The organism is Streptomyces fulvoviolaceus (assembly GCF_000718165.1).
In the GTDB taxonomy this organism is placed as follows: Bacteria; Actinomycetota; Actinomycetes; order Streptomycetales; family Streptomycetaceae; genus Streptomyces; species Streptomyces fulvoviolaceus.
The window spans coordinates 98,572-114,749 of record NZ_JOEY01000006.1 but is presented as its reverse complement, the minus strand read 5'-3'; the positions used below and the strand labels follow the sequence as shown (position 1 = coordinate 114,749).

Here is a 16,178-nt window from a genome sequence, read left to right as displayed (position 1 = left end):
GTCATCGCGGAAATCGCCCATTTCCGGCGGGCCGGACATGGGCAGAACGGCCCATGCCCTTCAGACCAGCCCGTGGGTGCAGGCGTACGCCGTCGCCGCCGCCCGTGAGGACACGTCGAGCTTGGCGAAGATGTTGTTGAGGTGCCGGGCGACGGTGTGCTCGCTGATCACCAGCTCCGCGGCGACGGCCCGGTTCGTCCGGCCCGCCGCGACCAGCCGCAACACCTGGATCTCGCGCTCGGTGAGCCCGCCCGGCCGCCGTCGCTGCACATCGGCGAGCAGGGCAGCGGCCCGGCGGGCGTCCGGAGCGGCACTCAGCTCCTGGAAGACCTGCTGGGCGGCCCGCAGCTCCATCCGGGCACCCTCCGTGTCACCGGCGGCGCGGTCCGCGGCGGCCAGGGTCATCCGTACCTGGGCCGCCTCGTACGGCACCGACAGCTCCAGCCAGAGGTCCAGCGCGCGGCGCAAGAGGTCCTGCGCACGGTCGAGGTCCCCGGCCGCGAACGCCACCGCCCCGCCCGCCGACGCCGCACTCGCGTGCAGCGGTGTCGCCGCCGTGCCACGCAGCCGCTGCCACTCCCCGGCCAGGGACTCCAGTGCCTCGGCGGCCGTGCGCGCCTCGTCGAGGTGCCCGAGCGCGAGGGAGACCTCCACCTGGGCGACGAGCAGCCGACAGCGCTCGAGACGGCCCGACCCCTCATGCGCGAGGGCGGGGCGCAGGGCCGCGGCGGAGGCCTCGGTCTTCCCCTGGGCCAGCCGCAGCAGGGCGAGACCGGGCTGCGGATCACGGCCGAGTTCGTGCGCCCTGTCGTACGACTCCTCGGCCTCGGTCAGCTCGCCGCGCCGCCGCCGGATCTCGCCGATCAGGTAGAACGCCTCCGCGGCCATCCGCCGCTCGTACGGCAGCAGCTCCTCGCAGGTCCGTACGGCCTCGGTCACCGCCCGCGGCCAGCTTCCCCGCAGCTCCAGCACCTCCGCGCGGTGCACCCGGCACAGTCCCCGGAAGTTGTTCTCCGCCGGCATCGCCTCGCACCACTTCATGGCCGCCTCGGTCCACTGGGCGGCGCGGTCGAGGTCGACGCAGGCCATGCACTGCTGCAGGCCCAGGCAGTAGACCCAGCCGGTGAAGAAGGCGCTGAGCTCGCCGGCCGTGGCCGAGCACATCGCGTCGTCGAGCAGGTCGAGCCCCTCGGCGACCCGCCCCTGTGCCACCAGGACGGACGCCTGCGCCTGGACGGCCATGGCGTGCAGGTCCGGGCTGCCGCAGCGCCGGGCGACGGCGGCCATACGGCGGGCCGAGGCCATCGCCTCGTCGAACGCGCCGCGCTCCTGAGCTGCCTCCGTGTCGACCCAGGCGAGGTAGCACTGCTCCACACATTCGGGCTCGCCGCCCAGGTGCCGCCGGGCCCGGCGCAGCCAGCCGGCGGCCACGGCCGAGCGGCCCGCGAGCTGATGCTCGTAGAACAGCAGCCAGGCCATGAGCCCGGCCCTCCGGCCGGCGCCCTTCTCGGCGTACCCGGAGTAGGCCCGCATCCGCTGGTCGATCGACTCCTCGACCCGGCTTGTCCACCAGGCGGCGTCCGCGAACCCTGCCCGGTCGTCGGGGGTCAGCCGGGCGGCGTCCAGGCCGGACAGCAGGCAGTACGCCTCGGCCCACTGCTCCTGGGCCACGGCGTCCCGCGCCTGCCGTAGCGTGTCCATGGCCGTACGACCGACCGTCCCCTCAGCCACACGCGGCTCCCTTCTCGCTCGCCGCGAGCAGGACCGTCCGCCTTCAGGATAGTCAGGACGCGGTGGCCTGGAGCCGGCCCGCGTGCTCGTGGTCGCAGGCCTCGTCGATGCCGTAGGTGTCCCAGGCCGGGAACGGGTCGTCGGCCGGAAGCTTCTCGCCGTACGCCATGAGGCAGCCGGAAAGGGCGGTGCGCAGTGCCTCCGCGTCCAGGCCGGTGCCGATGAAGACCAGCTCCTGCGCGTACGGGGCGTCGGTGTCGCGGGCTGCGGACGGCTCGAAGCGGGCCACCGAACCGGCCTGGGACCACAGACCCGTCACCCGGGGCCGACTGGCCAGGGTGAAGAAGCCCTTCGAGCGGAGGATCCGCCCGTGGGCGCCGCCGTCGAGTTCCTCCGTGACGAACGTCCACAACCGGCCGGGGTGGAAGGGCAGTTGGGAGTGGAAGACGGTCGAGGAGACGCCGTACTCCTCGGTCTCCGGTACGTGGTCGCCGTTGAGCTCCTGCACCCAGCCTGGAGCCTGTTGGGCGCGCTCCAGGTCGAACAGGCGGGTGCCCAGCACCTCTTGGAGCGCCACCTTGCCGTGCGTGGCCTCGACGATCCGGGCGACCGGGTTGAGACGTGTGAGTGCCGCCCGCAGCCGCGTCGCGGGCTCCGCGTCGACCAGGTCGAGTTTGTTGAGCACGATGACGTCGGCGAACTCGACCTGGTCGACGAGCAGATCGCTGACGGTGCGTTCGTCGTCCTCGAACGGGGCGAGGCCGCGCTCGGCGAGTTCGTCGCCACCGTCCAGCTCGGGCAGGAAGTTGGCCGCGTCGACGACGGTGACCATGGTGTCCAGCCGGGCCACGTCCCCGAGCGTGGCGCCGTCGTCACGGGCGAAGGCGAAGGTGGCCGCCACGGGCATGGGTTCGGAGATGCCGGAGGACTCGATGAGCAGGTGGTCGAAGCGGCCCTCGCGGGCCAGCCGGTCCACCTCCTCCAGCAGGTCGTCCCGCAGGGTGCAGCAGATGCAGCCGTTGGTCATCTCGACCAGGCGTTCCTCGGTCCGCGAGAGCGCGGCCTCGCCGCCGCGCACCAGTGCCGCGTCGATGTTGACCTCGCTCATGTCGTTGACGATGACGGCGACCCGCAACCCCTCGCGGTTGGCGAGGACATGGTTGAGGAGCGTGGTCTTGCCCGCGCCGAGGAAGCCGGACAGGACGGTGACGGGCAGGCGGTCGTACGACATCCCGGTCAGCCCTCGGGGCGCAGCAGCCCGCGCTCGTACGCCTTGACGAGGTTCTGCGGGACGAGGTGCGCGACGCCGTCGATCGTGACCGGCACGAGGTGCGGCGTGGCGGCCTTCCACTGCGCGCGGCGGTGGCGGGTGTTGCTGCGGGACATCTTCCGCTTGGGAACAGCCATGACGGGACCTTCCTCGGTAGGTGGGCACCGAGGACGCTACATGAAAATGGATCCCATTAGCAATTAGCCGTCGGGCGTCAGCGGCGGGACCGTACGCGCGCGTCCCGCGGCGGCTGGATGAACTGCAACTCCAGCGTGACGGGCGGCTCGGCGACCCCCGGCCCGCCCGCGGCCGCCCACTGCAGGATCTCCTCCGTGCAGTCGTCGTCCATCGCGAAGCCGACCCAGGTGGCCCGTCCGCCGGCCCGGCGTCCCGCGGCCGAGGGCTGGACGACGATGACGTTGGCCTGGTCGCAGGGGCCGAGGCAGTCCGTCGTCCGCACCTGGAAACCGTGCTCGGCCGCCGCCGCGCGCAGCCGCTCCAGCTGCCAGGCGTGGTCGGTGCCGATGGGGGTCCCCCCGGTCGAGCGAAGCCGAGACTGGGGGAGCTTGCGCGGGTCGCCACAGCAGCAGCCCCGGCACACGACGAGGGTGCAGGGGCGCTGCCGGGCGGCGCCGATCAGGGTGGAAGGCATGGGAGAAGCATGCGGTGTCCGGCGATCACCCGGTCACGGCGGGGTCCTCCACCGGTCAGAACCTCGCCCCGATGCTCGCCCCGTTGCGCGGCACGAGGAACGACGGCGCGGACGGCAGGGACCCGTCGGCCTTGCGTGCCGCCGTGAGGGGTGCCGGGTCCGTGCTCAGCACCGATGACGCGTTCCAAGTACCGCCCAGATCCCATGAGTTGCCGCTGGACACGGTCGCCGAACCGAGGGCGGCGGCTTTCGTGTCGGCGACCGACAGGTTGGCCGTGAGCGTGGCGGTACCGCCCGAGACGTCGACGTCGAAACCGGTGCCGCCGTTGGCCCACGTCGTGTTGCGGGTCAGGGCGAGGGCGCCCGTGTTGCCGTTGTCCGTGATGCCGTGCGCCGCGTTCTTGAAGGCGACGCTGTTCCGCAGGGTGTGCGCGACCGCCGGCGCCGGGCTGCCGCCACCGAGCTTGAAGCCGTTGCCGTCGCCCGCGAAGTCGGGGAAGTCCCAGCGGTTGAAGCCGTTGCCGTACGCGACCGTGTTCTCGATCAGGACGGGCGAGGTGAACTTCCAGTCGTCGAAGCCGTCGTCGACGTTGTTCCACAGACGGGCGCCCCGCACCACGTTGCCCGTGCCGCTGCCCTCCTTGATGGCGAGACCGTCCGCGCTCTCGCCGTTCTTGCGCGGGTCGCGGTTGGAGTGACTGTCCAGGTTGAGGATCTGGTTGTCGCTGGAGGCGCCCTGGAGCTGGAAGCCGGACTCGTAGTTGTCGTGGGTCTTCAGACGCGCGAAGACACTGCCGTTGCAGCCGTCGCAGTACACCCCGTAGGGGCCGTTCACGATCTCCAGATCCGAGATCCGCCAGTACGACGCCTCCTGGTGGATCGCCCCGCGCTCGGCCCGGGGGATGCTGCCGCCGACCGGGGTGTGGCTCGCGGCCAGCTGCTCGCCGTCGATCACGACCCGCTCGCCCTGGTAGGCACCGAGGGAGATGGGCTGCGACGCGGTGCCCGAGGTGGCGATGGTGATGTTGTCGGTGAGGGCGTAGGTGCCCGCGCGTACGGCGATGGTGTCGCCGGGGGCGGCCAGGTCCACGGCCTTCTGGATGGTCCTGAGGGGCTGGGCGAGCGTTCCGGGGGCGGAGTCGTCACCGTTCGTGGCCACGATCAGGGTCGTCGGCGCCGCGGACGCCTGGCTCGCCGGTAATGCCGTCACCAGCACGGCGCCCACCAGTGCCGCCGTCCAGATCGCCGTGTTGCGCATGGGGTCTCCCGCCCTCGAACCGACTGTTCTGTCGCCCAGGAGTGGCCGCCGGCGGCGCGAAGGTTGCCCGCCCGGAGCTGGTGGTTCGCTAGCGTGGCCACGTCACGTTTCGGGCCCGTCGGTCCGGTCACCGCCGGACCGGACCCGCACGCCGGGGCCGTTCTACGCCGAGGAGCAGCCCCGTGAGTGATTGGCCGCTGACCGAGACGTTCCGCAGCACCTCCGGCGACGTCCGCTGGGACAGCCTCGGAGAGCCCGGCCGGGATCCGGTCGTCCTCCTCCATGGCACGCCCTTCTCCTCGTACGTCTGGCGTGCCGTCGCCCGCTCGCTCGCCCACCGGTACCAGGTGTTCGTGTGGGACATGCCCGGCTACGGTGCGTCGCAGATGTTCGCGGGCCAGGACGTCTCCCTGGCGGCCCAGGGCAGAGTTTTCACCGAGCTCCTGGCCCACTGGGGCCTCGCCCAACCGCTGGTGGTGGCCCACGACTTCGGCGGCGCCGTCTCCTTGCGGGCCCAACTGCTGCACGGGGCCCGCTACCGTGCACTCGCCCTGGTCGATCCGGTCGCGCTGGCCCCGTGGGGCTCCCCGTTCTTCCGGCTCGTCGGCGAGCACTCCGACGTCTTCGAGCAACTGCCGCCCGCACTGCACCGCGCTCTGGTGCGCGAGTACGTCGGCTCGGCCAGCAGCCCCGGCCTGCATCCCGCCGTCCTGGACCAGCTCGTCAGGCCCTGGCTCGACGACTTGGGTCAGGCGGCCTTCTACCGGCAGATCGCCCAGGCCGACCAGCTTCACACCGACGAAGTGCAGGACCGCTACGGCGAGATCGGCATCCCCGTCCTGGTGTGCTGGGGCCAGGACGACACCTGGATCCCCCCGGCGAAGGGACACGAGCTCGTCGCCCGCATCCCGGGTGCGCGACTGGAACCGATTGCCGGCGCCGGCCATCTCGTCCAGGAGGACGCCCCCGCCGAACTCACCGCCGCCCTCATCGCCTTCCTCCAGGACCAGCGGTAGCGCCCCTGTCTAGGGTGGACGGGTGACCGACAGCAGCAAGAGTCCCCTCGCCGTGTTCGACCTGGACAACACCCTCGCGGACACGTCCCACCGGCAACGCTTCCTGGAGCGCAAGCCGCGTGACTGGGACGCCTTCTTCGCCGCCGCGCCCGAGGACCCGCCGATCCCGGAGGGCATCGCGCTGGTGCTGGAGTGCGCCGAGGAGTGCGAGGTCGTCTACCTCACCGGCCGGCCCGAGCGCTGCCGTCGGGACACGCTGGAGTGGCTCGCCGCGCAGGGGCTGCCCGAGGGGCGGGTGTTCATGCGGCGCAATGACGACCGGCGGCCCGCCCGGCGCACCAAGCTGGAGATCCTCAAGCGGCTCGCCCGTACCCGAGAGATGCGCGTGCTGGTGGACGACGACGAGCTGGTCTGCGAGGACGCCGAACGGGCGGGATTCACCGTCGTACGGGCGCGCTGGACCGCCCCTTCCGCCGCGCTGGAGAGCGCGCAGGAGCGGGAGGGGCGGACCTGAGCGTCTTGTGGAACGTCAGTCGGACTCCTCCAGTCGGAAGCCGACCTTCAGGCCCACCTGCCAGTGCTGGATCTGCCCGTCCTCGATCTGGCCCCGCACCTGGGTCACCTCGAACCAGTCCAGGTTGCGCAGGGTCTGCGAGGCACGGGTGATCCCGTTGCGCACGGCCTGGTCGACGCTGTCGGGCGAGGTGCCGACGATCTCCGTGACCCGGTACGTGTGGTTCGACATGCGGGTGCTCCTCTCCGCGGTGACGGCTGTGTCACGCGTCACTCCACCGTGCCTCAGGCTGCCGTGGAGCGCGAGCCGTCTGTCACCGCACCCTGCTCAGTGACAGCGCGAAACGGCCCTCGCCGTCCGTCCACCAGTGGGCCAACTCCAGCCCCGCGGCGGACAGTTCGGCACGGACGCCCTCCTTCCGGAACTTCGCCGACACCTCGGTGTGCAATTCCTCGCCCGCCGCGAAGTCCACGGCGAGATCGAGCGCCGGGATCTTCACGGTCTGTTCCGTACGGGAACGCAGCCGCATCTCGATCCACTCGTGCTCGGTGTCCCACAGCGCCACGTGGTCGAAGGCGTCGGGATCGAAGTCGGCGCCCAGCTCGCGGTTGACGACGACCAGGACGTTCTTGTTGAACGCGGCCGTCACTCCGGCCGCGTCGTCGTACGCCCTGACCAGGACCTTCTCGTCCTTGACCAGGTCCGTGCCGAGCAGCAGCGCGTCGCCGGGGGAGAGCAGGGACCGGACGGAGGCCAGGAACGCGGCGCGCTCGACCGGCAGCAGGTTGCCGATCGTGCCGCCGAGGAACGCCAGCAGCCGGGGACCCGGGGTCTCCGGCAGCTCCAGCCGCGCCGTGAAGTCGGCGATCAGCGCGTGCACGTCCAGACCGCGCCGCTCGGCGATGAGTGCGTGCCCGGCCTGGGTGAGCGCGCTCTCGCTGACGTCGACCGGGACGTACATCTCCAGGTCCGTGAGCGCGGCGATCAGGTGGCGGGTCTTCTCCGAGGACCCCGAGCCCAGCTCGACGAGGGTGCGGGCCTGTGTGGCCGCCGCGATCTCGCCGGAGCGGTCGACGAGGATCTCCCGTTCGGCACGGGTGGGGTAGTACTCGGGCAACTCGGTGATCTGCTCGAAGAGTTCGCTGCCGTGCGCGTCGTAGAACCACTTCGGCGGCAGCGTCTTGGGCGTGTGGGTCAGGCCCTTGAGGACGTCGGCGCGCAGCGCGGCCTCGGTGGCGTCCTCGGGCAGGGTGCGGGTGAGAAGGAACGGACTCACGTGCTGGGCTCCTTCGATGGTGCGGGGGCCAGGGCGTCGCTCGGTTCCTTGAGCGGGGTGAGGAGTACGTCGGTGCGGCTCGCCGCGAGCAGGGTGCGGTCGGGCACCTCCTGCCAGTGCGGATCGTCGTCGTAGGGCTCGGAGGCCACGACCGTGCTGTGGCCCGGGCGCGACAGGTACCAGAGGGTGTCGCCCCAGGCGGTCGCGGCGATGGACTCGCCGTTGGTCAGGAGCAGGTTGAGCCGGGAGGCGGGGGCCGCCGCGGCGACCTCCAGGACCGTCTCGGCCAGCGCCTGTCCCTCCTCGTCGCCGCCGCGCAGCCGGTTCAGGACCAGCGCCCACACGAACGCGGAGTCATTGCGGGCCTCCATCGACAGCAGGTCCGCCGGGGGCAGGGTCTGGGTGAGGCCGGCCAGCGAGCGGGGCCAGCCCGCCACGGCACCGTTGTGGCTGAACAGCCACGGGCCCGTGGCGTACGGCGCCGCCGCGGCCTCCGCGTCGGCACCCGCCAGGGTCGCGTCCCGTACGGCGGCCAGCGCGGCCCCCGAGCGGACGACCCGGGCCAGGTCCGCGAACGACAGGTCCGCCCAGATGGGACCGGCCCGGCGGTAGCGAGCCGGCACGGGATCGCCCTCGGCGTACCAACCGACCCCGAAACCATCCGCGTTGACGGTGCCGTACCGCTGGCGTCGAGGTGCCCACGACTGCCGGTACAGGCTGTGCGGGGGTTCCACGAGGAGCCGGCCGAGCGGCTCCTCGGGTCCCAGGTACGCCAGATGACGGCACATCAGACGGCTCCCGCGGAACGGGCCGTGCGGAACCCGGAGAAGATCTGCCGCCGGATCGGGTAGTCCCAGTTGCGGAACGTGCCCCGGCAGGCCACCGCGTCCACGGCGAACGAACCGCCGCGCAGCACCTTGTGGTCGGGGCCGAAGAAGACCTCCGAGTACTCCTTGTACGGGAACGCCTTGAATCCCGGGTACGGCAGGAAGTCGCTCGCCGTCCACTCCCACACGTCACCGATCAACTGCCGTACACCCAGCGGCGATTCACCCTCCGGGTAGCTTCCTGCCGGGGCCGGGCGCAGATGCCGCTGGCCGAGGTTCGCGTGCTCGGGCGCCGGGTCGGCGTCGCCCCACGGGTAGCGCATCGAGCGGTCACCGGCGGGGTCGTGGCGGGCCGCCTTCTCCCACTCGGCCTCCGTGGGCAGCCTGCGCCCGGCCCAGCGGGCGTAGGCGTCGGCCTCGTACCAGCACACGTGCACCACCGGCTCGTCGGCCGGCACGACCTCGGTGACGCCGAAGCGGCGCCGCAGCCAGTGCTTGCCGTCGCGGCGCCAGAACAGCGGTGCGTGGATGGAGTGTTGGCGGATGTGTGCCCAGCCCGCAGGCGTCCACCAGCGCTCGTCGTCGTAGCCGCCGTCCTCGATGAACGCCTTGTACGCGCCGTTCGTGACCGGAGTCGTGTCGATGTGGAAGGGCGCCACCTCGCGTCGGTGCGCCGGGCCTTCGTTGTCCAGGGCCCACGGCTCGGACGAGGTGCCCATCGTGAACGGGCCGCCGGGGACGAGGACTTCGGCCGGACCCGTGAACAGGGGTGCGGGCTCCGGGTCCGGGGCGGTCAGGGCCTGGGGGCCCCTGCGGAGCTGATGGGTGATCAGCATCGTCTCGTCGTGCTGCTGTTCGTGCTGCGCGATCATCCCGAAGGCGAACCCGGCCTCCGTGAGCCGCGTCCCGTGGAACGCGGTGCTCTCCAGCACGTCCAGGGCCCGGCCCCGCACATCCGCCGCGTACCGGCGGGCCTCGGCGGGCGGCAGCAGGGGCAGGGAGGGGCGTTCGGCGCGCGGGTGCTCGAAGGCGTCGTAGATGCCGTCGATCTCGGGCCGTATCGCCTCCTGCCCTGCGACGGTCCGCAGCAGCCACTGCTCCTCCTGGTTGCCGATGTGCGCGAGGTCCCACACGAGCGGCGACATGAGCGGTGAGTGCTGGGCGGTGAGGTCGGGCTCCTCCACACAGGAGGTGAGGAGCGTCGTGCGGTCCCGGGCGGTGACGAGGGTGGTCAGCGCCCGTTTCCGGAACGCCTCGACATCGAGGTCGGGGTCGGTCATGTGCGGATGTCCTTCCCGTGCGGGTGGCGACGGTCCGTGCCGTGCACCCGGTCCAGCAGGTCGTCGGCGGGGCAGCGGCCCCGGATCACATAGCGGTCCTGGTACGCCGAGACGGCGTCCGTGACCTCGGTGGCGGCGCCGAGGCGGGGCAGGGCCTCCAGGGCGGCCGCGAAGCAGGCGATCGCCGCCTCGTGCAGCTCGGGGTCGGCCAGCCCGTGCCGGGCCGCGTCGATCCACAGCGGGTTGTGCGGCGCGGGCAGCGACAGGGCGCGCTCGGCCAGCGGCTTCACCGCCCGGTAGGCGGTCTCGGCGGCCCCCGGGTCCTCGAAGAGCGCCGTCGTCACGGCGAGCGGCACGATCCAGCCGTCGTCGCCGGGCTGGGCGTCGATCATGCGCAGTTCGAGATGGCCACGCGGTCTGACCGGCGGGAACAGCGTCGAGACGTGGTAGTCGAGATCCTCCCGGGTCGGCTGCCTGGGCACTCCCGATCTGACCCACTCCCGGAAGGTGAGCCCCTCCGGGACGTCCCAGGGCCCGCTGTCCTGCCGTATGCACATCACCGGTGCGTCCAGGACGTGCCGCGTCCAGGCCTCGCGCGGGTCGGTGTCCAGCGCGGGTCCGCCCGCCCGGCCGGTGCCGATCTCCACCCACAGCAGTTGCCGGGTGGAGAGCCAGCCCGTGGGCTCGTTGCCGGCCATCGGGGAGTTGGCGAAGGCGGCCACCAGGACCGCGCCCAGCTGGTGCGCCAGCCACCAGCGCCGCCCGAGTCCGAGCGGGCCGGGCTCCTCGTACCCGGCGTCCAGGCAGACCTGGACGGAGGCCGAGGTGCACATCATGGCGCGGCCGGCCGGGCCGGTGCGGTCGAGGCAGGTCTCCATGGCGTCGTAGCGCCGCTCGTGCAGGAACCGGCGGGGCGGGTGCCAGGGATCCTGGCCGATGCCGGCGAGGCCGAGACCGTGCTCGGCGAGGGCCGCGCGGACGGCGGCGAGGTCGGCGGAGACGGTGCCGATGCACTCCATCAGGGAGTCGGCGGGCTGCGAGCTCAGCTCCAGCTGGCCGCCGGGTTCGACGGTGAGCGCCGAGTCCAGGGGCACGGTCCGCAGTGCGGCGTAGGCCGCCGCCAGTCGTTCGGGTGTCACGGGGAGCTGCGGTGTGCGCAGCTCGTGGACGAGCCATTCCACCTCGACGCCGAGTCGGCGGGGTGGACCGGTCTTGAAACAGATGCCCCGGACCAGAGCCTCAAGCTCGGCCTCGGGGATTCCGGTGCGGGGCTCCGTACAGCCACTTACCGAATCGGACATGTCGGGATCCTCCTGAGATTCCACCATGCCACCGGCCCGGGTCTTGGGTGGGCCGGACAGGCAACGCTCGTCCCACCCAAGACCCTCGTGCCGTTCCGCACAAGGGGGCACATCGCCGCATTAGGGGCCGTGGATCTCCGTTTCCCGGTTGTTTTCGAGGCGTTTTCCGAAGGTGCGGGGCGCCGGGAAACTCTGTTGCACCGCATCACCAGCATCGCTCACGATGCGTGCATGAGCACGACGGGGGAGGCCGCGCGACGCGCGCGGACGGCGTCCACGGGGGTGTCGCCGTGAGCGCGCGTCTACGCGGTGTCGCGCAGGAGACGGAGCGGATCGTCGCGGCGGGGTTCTACCGTGCGCCGGACGGGCGCGAGGTGCCGCTCGTGGCGGCGATCGAAGCAGCGCGGGACGGCACGCGGATGTACGGGCCGGGGCCGGTCGAGGTCCCGTCGGTCCCGTCGGTCTCTCCGGTCTCGCTGGTGGAGACGTCCTTCGAGGTCACGGGCGAGAGCAGCCTGGAAGCTGCACGCCGGCTCGCCGGGCCCGTCGCCGTCCTGAACTTCTCCTCGGCCCGCAACCCGGGCGGCGGCTACCTCAACGGCGCCCAGGCGCAGGAGGAGGCCCTGTGCCGCGCCTCCGCGCTGTACACGTGCCTGCTCACGGCCCGCGCGTTCTACGACCATCACCGCGCCCACCGCGACCCGTTCTACACGGACCGTGTCATCCACTCACCGGCCGTGCCCGTCTTCCGCGACGACCGCGGCAGACTCCTGGACGAGCCGTACACCGCCGGATTCCTGACCTCCGCCGCGCCGAACGCCGGAGTGGTGCTGCGTACGGCGCCGGAGCGCGCGGGCGAGCTGCCGCGGGCCCTCGCGGTACGCGCGGAGCGGGTGCTGGAGACGGCCGCGGCCCACGGGTACCGGCGGCTGGTGCTGGGCGCCTGGGGCTGCGGGGTGTTCCAGAACGATCCGGCGCAGGTCGCGGGGGCGTTCCGGGTGCTGCTCGGGCCCGGCGGACGGTTCGCCGGGGCCTTCGAGCAGGTGGTGTTCGGGGTGCTGGACCGTACGCGGGGTGCGGTGGTGCGGGGTGCCTTCGAGACGGCGTTTCAGGTCCAGAAGGCGGCTCAGGTCCAGCCGTAGCGCTCGTGGAGGCGCTGCCTGACCAGGTTGAACCTGCCTCGGTCCAGGGCGCACGCCTCGCGGCGCATGCCGTCCTCGTGCAACCGCAGGATGCGGTCGACGTCCACCCAGGAGTCCCGCCCGGTCTTGTCCCACGGCCCGCTGCCGATCGCGACCCACTCCCGGTCGGCGTCGTGTCGCTTGCTCGACAGCTGCACGGCGAGGAAGGTGCCGCGAGGCTCGCGGGCGACGACGAGCACCGGGCGGTCCTTGCCCCGGCCGTCGTTCTCCTCGAAGGGCACCCAGGTCCACACGATCTCGCCGGGATCGGGGTCGCCGTCGTGCGCGGGCGAGTACTCGGTGCGCACGCGGCCGACCTCGCGGGGGTCGGCCTCGGTGGTCGCGGTGGGGCCGAACCGGCCCGGGACGTTCTCATCGGTAAACGCAGTCACGGGGGCACCTTAGAGGCTGCCCCCGTGAGTGTGGATCACCGGCCTGTGAGCAGGCCCTACTTGTCGTCCACCGGCACCTTCTGCTGCTGCGGCGGCGTCGCGATCCCGTTGAGCGGCGAAGTCCCGTTCGGGGTCTGGCCGTTCTGGTTCATGGACGACAGCAGCTGACGCGCCAGACCCAGTCCGGTGCCGCCCATGGTGAGCGCCTTGGCCAGCATCTCCGCCATGCCGTCGGCCCCGTTGAGCACCACCATGTTGTCGACGCTGCCGAACGCGGACGCACCGGCCTTGACGATCTCCGGCCAGTTCTCGGCGAGTTGCTGGGCGACGACGGCCTCCTGGTTCTCGGCCAGGGCGGCGGCCCGGGCCTTGATGGCCTCCGCCTCCGCGAGCCCCTGGGCCTTGGTGGCCTCAGCCTCCGCCAGACCCTTGGCCTGCGCGGCGGCGGCCTCGGCCTCACCCGTCGCCCTGGTCGCCGTGGCGGCGGCGGCACCCCGCGTCTTGGTCGCCTCGGCCTCGGCCCCCGCGGCCGTCTTGACCCGGGTCGCCTCGGCCGCGGCCGCGAGCTCGGTCTCCTTCGCCTTGGCCTGCGCCGCCGAGATGCGGACATCGCGTTCTGCCTCGGCGAGCGTGCGCTTCTCGTAGGCCTTGGCGTCCGCGGGCTTGCGGACGTCCGCCTGGAGCTGCTGCTCCCGCCGGTGCGCCTCGAGTTCGGCGACCCGGGTCTCCTGGACGACGACCTCCTGCCGGGCCGCGGCGTCGGCGAGCGGTCCCGCCTGCCGGGCCGAGGCACCGGCCTTGTCGCGCTCGGCCTGGTAGCCGGCCTGGAGGATCTCGCTGTCCCGGGTGGCCTGCGCCATCCGCGCGAACGACTGCTGCTCGGCCTCCGTGGCCAGCCGGTTGGACTCGGCCTGCGCGATCCGCGCGTCCCGCTGGACGGCGGCGGCGTGCGGCATGGCGAGGTTCTTGATGTACCCGGTCGGGTCCTCGATCTCGTGGATCTGCAGCGAGTCGACGATCAGGCCGAGCTTCTCCATCTCCGTGCCGCACGCGGCCCGGGTCTGCCCGGTGAGCTTCTCCCGGTCGCGGATCATGTCCTCGACCGTCAACCCGCCGACGATGGACCGCAGATGACCGGCGAACACGTTGTGCACGCGCTCCGACATCATCTTCTGCTGGTCCAGAAAGCGACGCCCCGCGTTGGCGATCGACACGAAGTCGTCGCCCACCTTGAAGATGACCACGCCCCGCACCTTCAGCGGAATGCCCTGGGTGGTCACACACTCCACCAGCAACTCGGTCTCGTTCAGGTCCAGCGAGAGCTTGCGTACCGCCTGCACACCGGGCAGCACAAGCGTGCCGCGCCCCGTGACGATGCGGAAACCCATGCCCTCGCCGAGGCCCTCCGTCTTGTGCTTGGAACCGGAGATGATGAGCGCCTCGTTGGGTTCCGCGACCCGCCACATCAACTTGAACAGACCGATGAGAACGAGGACGGCAGCGACTGCCACCCCCGCAACGACGCCGACAACCATCGGCATACGCCCCCTTTGCATGGTGCCCTTTCGGCACCGAACGAAAGGGAGTGTGCGCCTGTGCGGGGCCGGGGTACAGACGCTTGCGCAACCTTGTCGAAACCTTGACGCATACGGCTCTCACCTGCGCCGGAGCGAGCTCAACTGTCGTATGCCGCCTGGACGTAGACCGTTCTCGGCGGCAGGTACTCCACCACCATCACCACCGTGCCCCGCTCGATGCGGTCCGTGCCGGAGGCGGGGTAGGCGAGGAAGTGCTCGGCGCCACCGCGCACCCGGACGATCACCTCGCCGACGAGCCCCGGCCCGATCGTCCCCGTGACCCGCCCCATGAGCCCGACCATCGACGCATCGTCCATGGTCACAGGGTACGGGCCGAACGGTCTCATGCAGCCGAACCGTCTCCTGCAGCCGAATGTCCTGTGCCTCCGAACGGTCTTACGCGGCCGGGGAATCCGAGGCGACCGCCTGCGCCGGCCAGGCCTCGTGCCAGCGCAGCTCCGCCTCCAGCTGCGCGGCGAGCGACAGCAGCAGGGGCTCGCTGTTCGCCGGCCCGAGCAGCTGGGCGCCGACGGGCAGTCCGCCGTCGACGAAACCGGCGGGCACGTTGACGCCGGGCCAGCCCAGCACGTTCCACGGCCAGGCGTAGGGGCAGGCCGCGATCATGGCCCGGTCGGTGGCCAGCCCGCTCAGCCCGAGCATGGAGCCGATGCGCGGCGGGGGAGCGGCCGTTGTCGGCGCGAGGACGACGTCGTACGACGTGAAGAACCCGCCGATACGGCGGTGCAGGACCGCCTCCGCCCGCCGCGCCGCCCGCAGCGGGGCCCCGCCCAACAGGCCGCCCAGGCGGGCGGCGTCACGGGTGCGGCGATCGAGGAGCGCGGGGAAGGGCGCCTCGCGGACGCGCTCGGCGAGGCCGACGGTGGCGCGGGGGATGAAGGTGAGCCCGATCTGGCCGTACGGCGGGTCGGCCTCCTCGACAAAGTGCCCCAACGCGCTGAGTTTCTCGGCGAGTTGGAGCACCTGCTTTTGGACCTCAGGTTGAAGGCGTGCGGGCAGGGCGGTGAACGGGGGCTTCAGGGAGAGCGCGATGCGCAGCCGTCCGGGGTCGCGGCCCACCGCCTCCGAGGCGTCGACGGCCGGCGGACGGTGCGGGTCACGCTCGTGGTTGCCGCTCGCCGCGTCGAGCAGCAGGGCCGCGTCGGCGACCGTACGGGCCAGCGTGCCGTTGACCGTGATGCCCTGGAAGGACTCGCCGCGCGGCCAGGTGGAGATGCGGCCGCGCTGCGGTTTGATGCCGATCAGGTGGGTCCAGGAGGCCGGGATCCGTACCGAACCGGCGCCGTCCGAACCGAGCGCGGCCGGCACCAGACCGGCGGCGACGGCGGCCGCCGAACCGCCCGACGAGCCGCCCGGCGTGTGCTCCGCGCTCCACGGATTGCGGGTCGCGCCGAAGGCGGGCCCCTCGGTGAACGGCCACTGCCCGAACTCGCAGGTGTTGGTCTTGCCGACGATCACGGCCCCGGCCGCTCGCAGCCGCCGTACGGCTTCCCCGTCCTCGGCGACCGGCGGGTACTCCCCGCGGCACCCGAAGGCGGTCGGCTCGCCCGCCACGTCCATGTCGTCCTTCACGGCCACGGGCACGCCGAGCAGCGGTTTCCGTGTCCCGGCGGCGAGTTCCTTGTCGGCGGCCTCCGCCTCGGCGAGCGCCGCCTCCGCCCGTACGATCCGGAAGGCGTTCAGGGAACCCTGCGTGGCGTCGATCCGTGCCAGGGCCTGCTCCACGAGCGCCCGGGACGTCACCTCCCCGGCAGCCAGCGCACGGGCGGACTCCACCAGGCCTGCGGAACGGTCGGGCATCATGCGGGACACCTCCGGGAGGACGTTGCCTACCGAACGGTAACGTCCGAAGGGCGTGCGACGGAACGTCCCTGGCCGGAGCGGC

Annotated in this window: 17 protein-coding genes; 3 read left to right on the top strand and 14 right to left on the bottom strand. The window is 72.1% G+C overall.

The annotated features are described in order from the left end of the window. Positions 1–60: 60 nt before the first annotated feature. The 5 genes from IG08_RS0108125 to IG08_RS0108105 all read right to left on the bottom strand — a co-directional run bounded on the left by IG08_RS0108125 (position 61) and on the right by IG08_RS0108105 (position 4,911). The gene (locus IG08_RS0108125) at positions 61–1,701 is read right to left on the bottom strand and encodes a LuxR C-terminal-related transcriptional regulator (RefSeq protein WP_043453571.1); all 1,641 of its coding nucleotides are present in this window, start codon (positions 1,699–1,701) and stop codon (positions 61–63) included. A gap of 82 nt (positions 1,702–1,783) precedes the next feature. Next, positions 1,784–2,962, bottom strand: a complete 1,179-nt coding sequence (locus IG08_RS0108120; protein ID WP_030598143.1) for a GTP-binding protein — start codon at positions 2,960–2,962, stop codon at positions 1,784–1,786. A 5-nt stretch (positions 2,963–2,967) separates the two neighbouring features. Beyond that, positions 2,968–3,138, bottom strand: coding sequence for a 50S ribosomal protein L32 (gene rpmF / locus IG08_RS0108115; protein ID WP_030598140.1), 171 nt, complete (start codon positions 3,136–3,138; stop codon positions 2,968–2,970). 77 nt (positions 3,139–3,215) lie between these two features. Then, positions 3,216–3,653: a (2Fe-2S) ferredoxin domain-containing protein gene (locus IG08_RS0108110; RefSeq protein WP_030598139.1), complete on the bottom strand. Its 438-nt coding sequence runs from the start codon at positions 3,651–3,653 to the stop codon at positions 3,216–3,218. A 55-nt stretch (positions 3,654–3,708) separates the two neighbouring features. After that, positions 3,709–4,911 carry a right-handed parallel beta-helix repeat-containing protein gene (locus IG08_RS0108105; RefSeq protein WP_030598136.1) on the bottom strand — a complete coding sequence of 401 codons (1,203 nt, stop codon included), beginning with the start codon at positions 4,909–4,911 and terminating at the stop codon, positions 3,709–3,711. 182 nt (positions 4,912–5,093) lie between these two features. On the opposite strand from IG08_RS0108105, the gene IG08_RS0108100 reads away from it, so the two are divergent. Together IG08_RS0108100 and IG08_RS0108095 are read left to right on the top strand one after the other, a co-directional pair. Continuing rightward, positions 5,094–5,927: an alpha/beta fold hydrolase gene (locus IG08_RS0108100; protein ID WP_030598133.1), complete on the top strand. Its 834-nt coding sequence runs from the start codon at positions 5,094–5,096 to the stop codon at positions 5,925–5,927. Between the two features lie 22 nt (positions 5,928–5,949). Then, complete coding sequence (locus IG08_RS0108095) at positions 5,950–6,441, top strand: phosphatase domain-containing protein (RefSeq protein ID WP_030598132.1); 492 nt, start codon at positions 5,950–5,952, stop codon at positions 6,439–6,441. 15 nt (positions 6,442–6,456) lie between these two features. Here IG08_RS0108095 and IG08_RS0108090 read toward each other — a convergent pair whose 3' ends face one another. The 5 genes from IG08_RS0108090 to egtA all read right to left on the bottom strand — a co-directional run bounded on the left by IG08_RS0108090 (position 6,457) and on the right by egtA (position 11,125). Then, on the bottom strand, positions 6,457–6,672 hold the full coding sequence (locus IG08_RS0108090) for a dodecin (protein ID WP_030598129.1): 216 nt from the start codon (positions 6,670–6,672) through the stop codon (positions 6,457–6,459). 82 nt (positions 6,673–6,754) lie between these two features. Next, positions 6,755–7,717, bottom strand: coding sequence for an L-histidine N(alpha)-methyltransferase (gene egtD, locus IG08_RS0108085; RefSeq protein ID WP_030598126.1), 963 nt, complete (start codon positions 7,715–7,717; stop codon positions 6,755–6,757). Continuing rightward, positions 7,714–8,505: an ergothioneine biosynthesis protein EgtC gene (egtC, locus tag IG08_RS0108080; protein WP_030598122.1), complete on the bottom strand. Its 792-nt coding sequence runs from the start codon at positions 8,503–8,505 to the stop codon at positions 7,714–7,716. Before egtC ends, egtD begins: the two co-directional genes overlap by 4 nt. Beyond that, a complete protein-coding gene (gene egtB / locus IG08_RS0108075; protein ID WP_030598119.1) occupies positions 8,505–9,824 on the bottom strand; it encodes an ergothioneine biosynthesis protein EgtB in 1,320 nt (439 codons plus the stop codon). The genes egtC and egtB overlap by 1 nt, the downstream gene beginning before the upstream one ends. Next, complete coding sequence (gene egtA, locus IG08_RS0108070) at positions 9,821–11,125, bottom strand: ergothioneine biosynthesis glutamate--cysteine ligase EgtA (RefSeq protein ID WP_030598116.1); 1,305 nt, start codon at positions 11,123–11,125, stop codon at positions 9,821–9,823. The genes egtB and egtA overlap by 4 nt, the downstream gene beginning before the upstream one ends. A gap of 290 nt (positions 11,126–11,415) precedes the next feature. On the opposite strand from egtA, the gene IG08_RS0108065 reads away from it, so the two are divergent. Next, positions 11,416–12,267, top strand: coding sequence for a TIGR02452 family protein (locus IG08_RS0108065; protein ID WP_030598113.1), 852 nt, complete (start codon positions 11,416–11,418; stop codon positions 12,265–12,267). Here the strand turns inward: IG08_RS0108065 and IG08_RS0108060 are convergent. From IG08_RS0108060 to IG08_RS0108045, 4 genes are all read right to left on the bottom strand, one after another. Continuing rightward, complete coding sequence (locus IG08_RS0108060) at positions 12,252–12,698, bottom strand: type II toxin-antitoxin system PemK/MazF family toxin (protein WP_030598110.1); 447 nt, start codon at positions 12,696–12,698, stop codon at positions 12,252–12,254. The two genes, IG08_RS0108065 and IG08_RS0108060, sit on opposite strands and share 16 nt — an antisense overlap. Before the next feature lie 56 nt (positions 12,699–12,754). Continuing rightward, the gene (locus IG08_RS0108055; RefSeq protein WP_030598107.1) at positions 12,755–14,239 is read right to left on the bottom strand and encodes a flotillin family protein; all 1,485 of its coding nucleotides are present in this window, start codon (positions 14,237–14,239) and stop codon (positions 12,755–12,757) included. A gap of 134 nt (positions 14,240–14,373) precedes the next feature. Continuing rightward, a complete protein-coding gene (locus tag IG08_RS0108050; protein WP_030044637.1) occupies positions 14,374–14,592 on the bottom strand; it encodes a hypothetical protein in 219 nt (72 codons plus the stop codon). Positions 14,593–14,671: 79 nt separating this feature from the next. Further along, positions 14,672–16,096 carry an amidase gene (locus tag IG08_RS0108045; RefSeq protein ID WP_030598104.1) on the bottom strand — a complete coding sequence of 475 codons (1,425 nt, stop codon included), beginning with the start codon at positions 16,094–16,096 and terminating at the stop codon, positions 14,672–14,674. Between the last annotated feature and the right edge of the window lie 82 nt (positions 16,097–16,178).

What these genes read in the sequence shown, in the direction of transcription:
- IG08_RS0108045 (WP_030598104.1), bottom strand. Translation starts at nt 16,096, where the DNA reads ATGATGCCCGACCGTTCCGCAGGCCTGGTGGAGTCCGCCCGTGCGCTG.
- IG08_RS0108050 (WP_030044637.1), bottom strand. Translation starts at nt 14,592, where the DNA reads ATGGACGATGCGTCGATGGTCGGGCTCATGGGGCGGGTCACGGGGACG.
- egtB (WP_030598119.1), bottom strand. Translation starts at nt 9,824, where the DNA reads ATGACCGACCCCGACCTCGATGTCGAGGCGTTCCGGAAACGGGCGCTG.
- IG08_RS0108105 (WP_030598136.1), bottom strand. Translation starts at nt 4,911, where the DNA reads ATGCGCAACACGGCGATCTGGACGGCGGCACTGGTGGGCGCCGTGCTG.
- rpmF (WP_030598140.1), bottom strand. Translation starts at nt 3,138, where the DNA reads ATGGCTGTTCCCAAGCGGAAGATGTCCCGCAGCAACACCCGCCACCGC.
- IG08_RS0108055 (WP_030598107.1), bottom strand. Translation starts at nt 14,239, where the DNA reads ATGCCGATGGTTGTCGGCGTCGTTGCGGGGGTGGCAGTCGCTGCCGTC.
- IG08_RS0108090 (WP_030598129.1), bottom strand. Translation starts at nt 6,672, where the DNA reads ATGTCGAACCACACGTACCGGGTCACGGAGATCGTCGGCACCTCGCCC.
- IG08_RS0108120 (WP_030598143.1), bottom strand. Translation starts at nt 2,962, where the DNA reads ATGTCGTACGACCGCCTGCCCGTCACCGTCCTGTCCGGCTTCCTCGGC.
- egtA (WP_030598116.1), bottom strand. Translation starts at nt 11,125, where the DNA reads ATGTCCGATTCGGTAAGTGGCTGTACGGAGCCCCGCACCGGAATCCCC.
- IG08_RS0108125 (WP_043453571.1), bottom strand. Translation starts at nt 1,701, where the DNA reads ATGGACACGCTACGGCAGGCGCGGGACGCCGTGGCCCAGGAGCAGTGG.
- IG08_RS0108110 (WP_030598139.1), bottom strand. Translation starts at nt 3,653, where the DNA reads ATGCCTTCCACCCTGATCGGCGCCGCCCGGCAGCGCCCCTGCACCCTC.
- egtC (WP_030598122.1), bottom strand. Translation starts at nt 8,505, where the DNA reads ATGTGCCGTCATCTGGCGTACCTGGGACCCGAGGAGCCGCTCGGCCGG.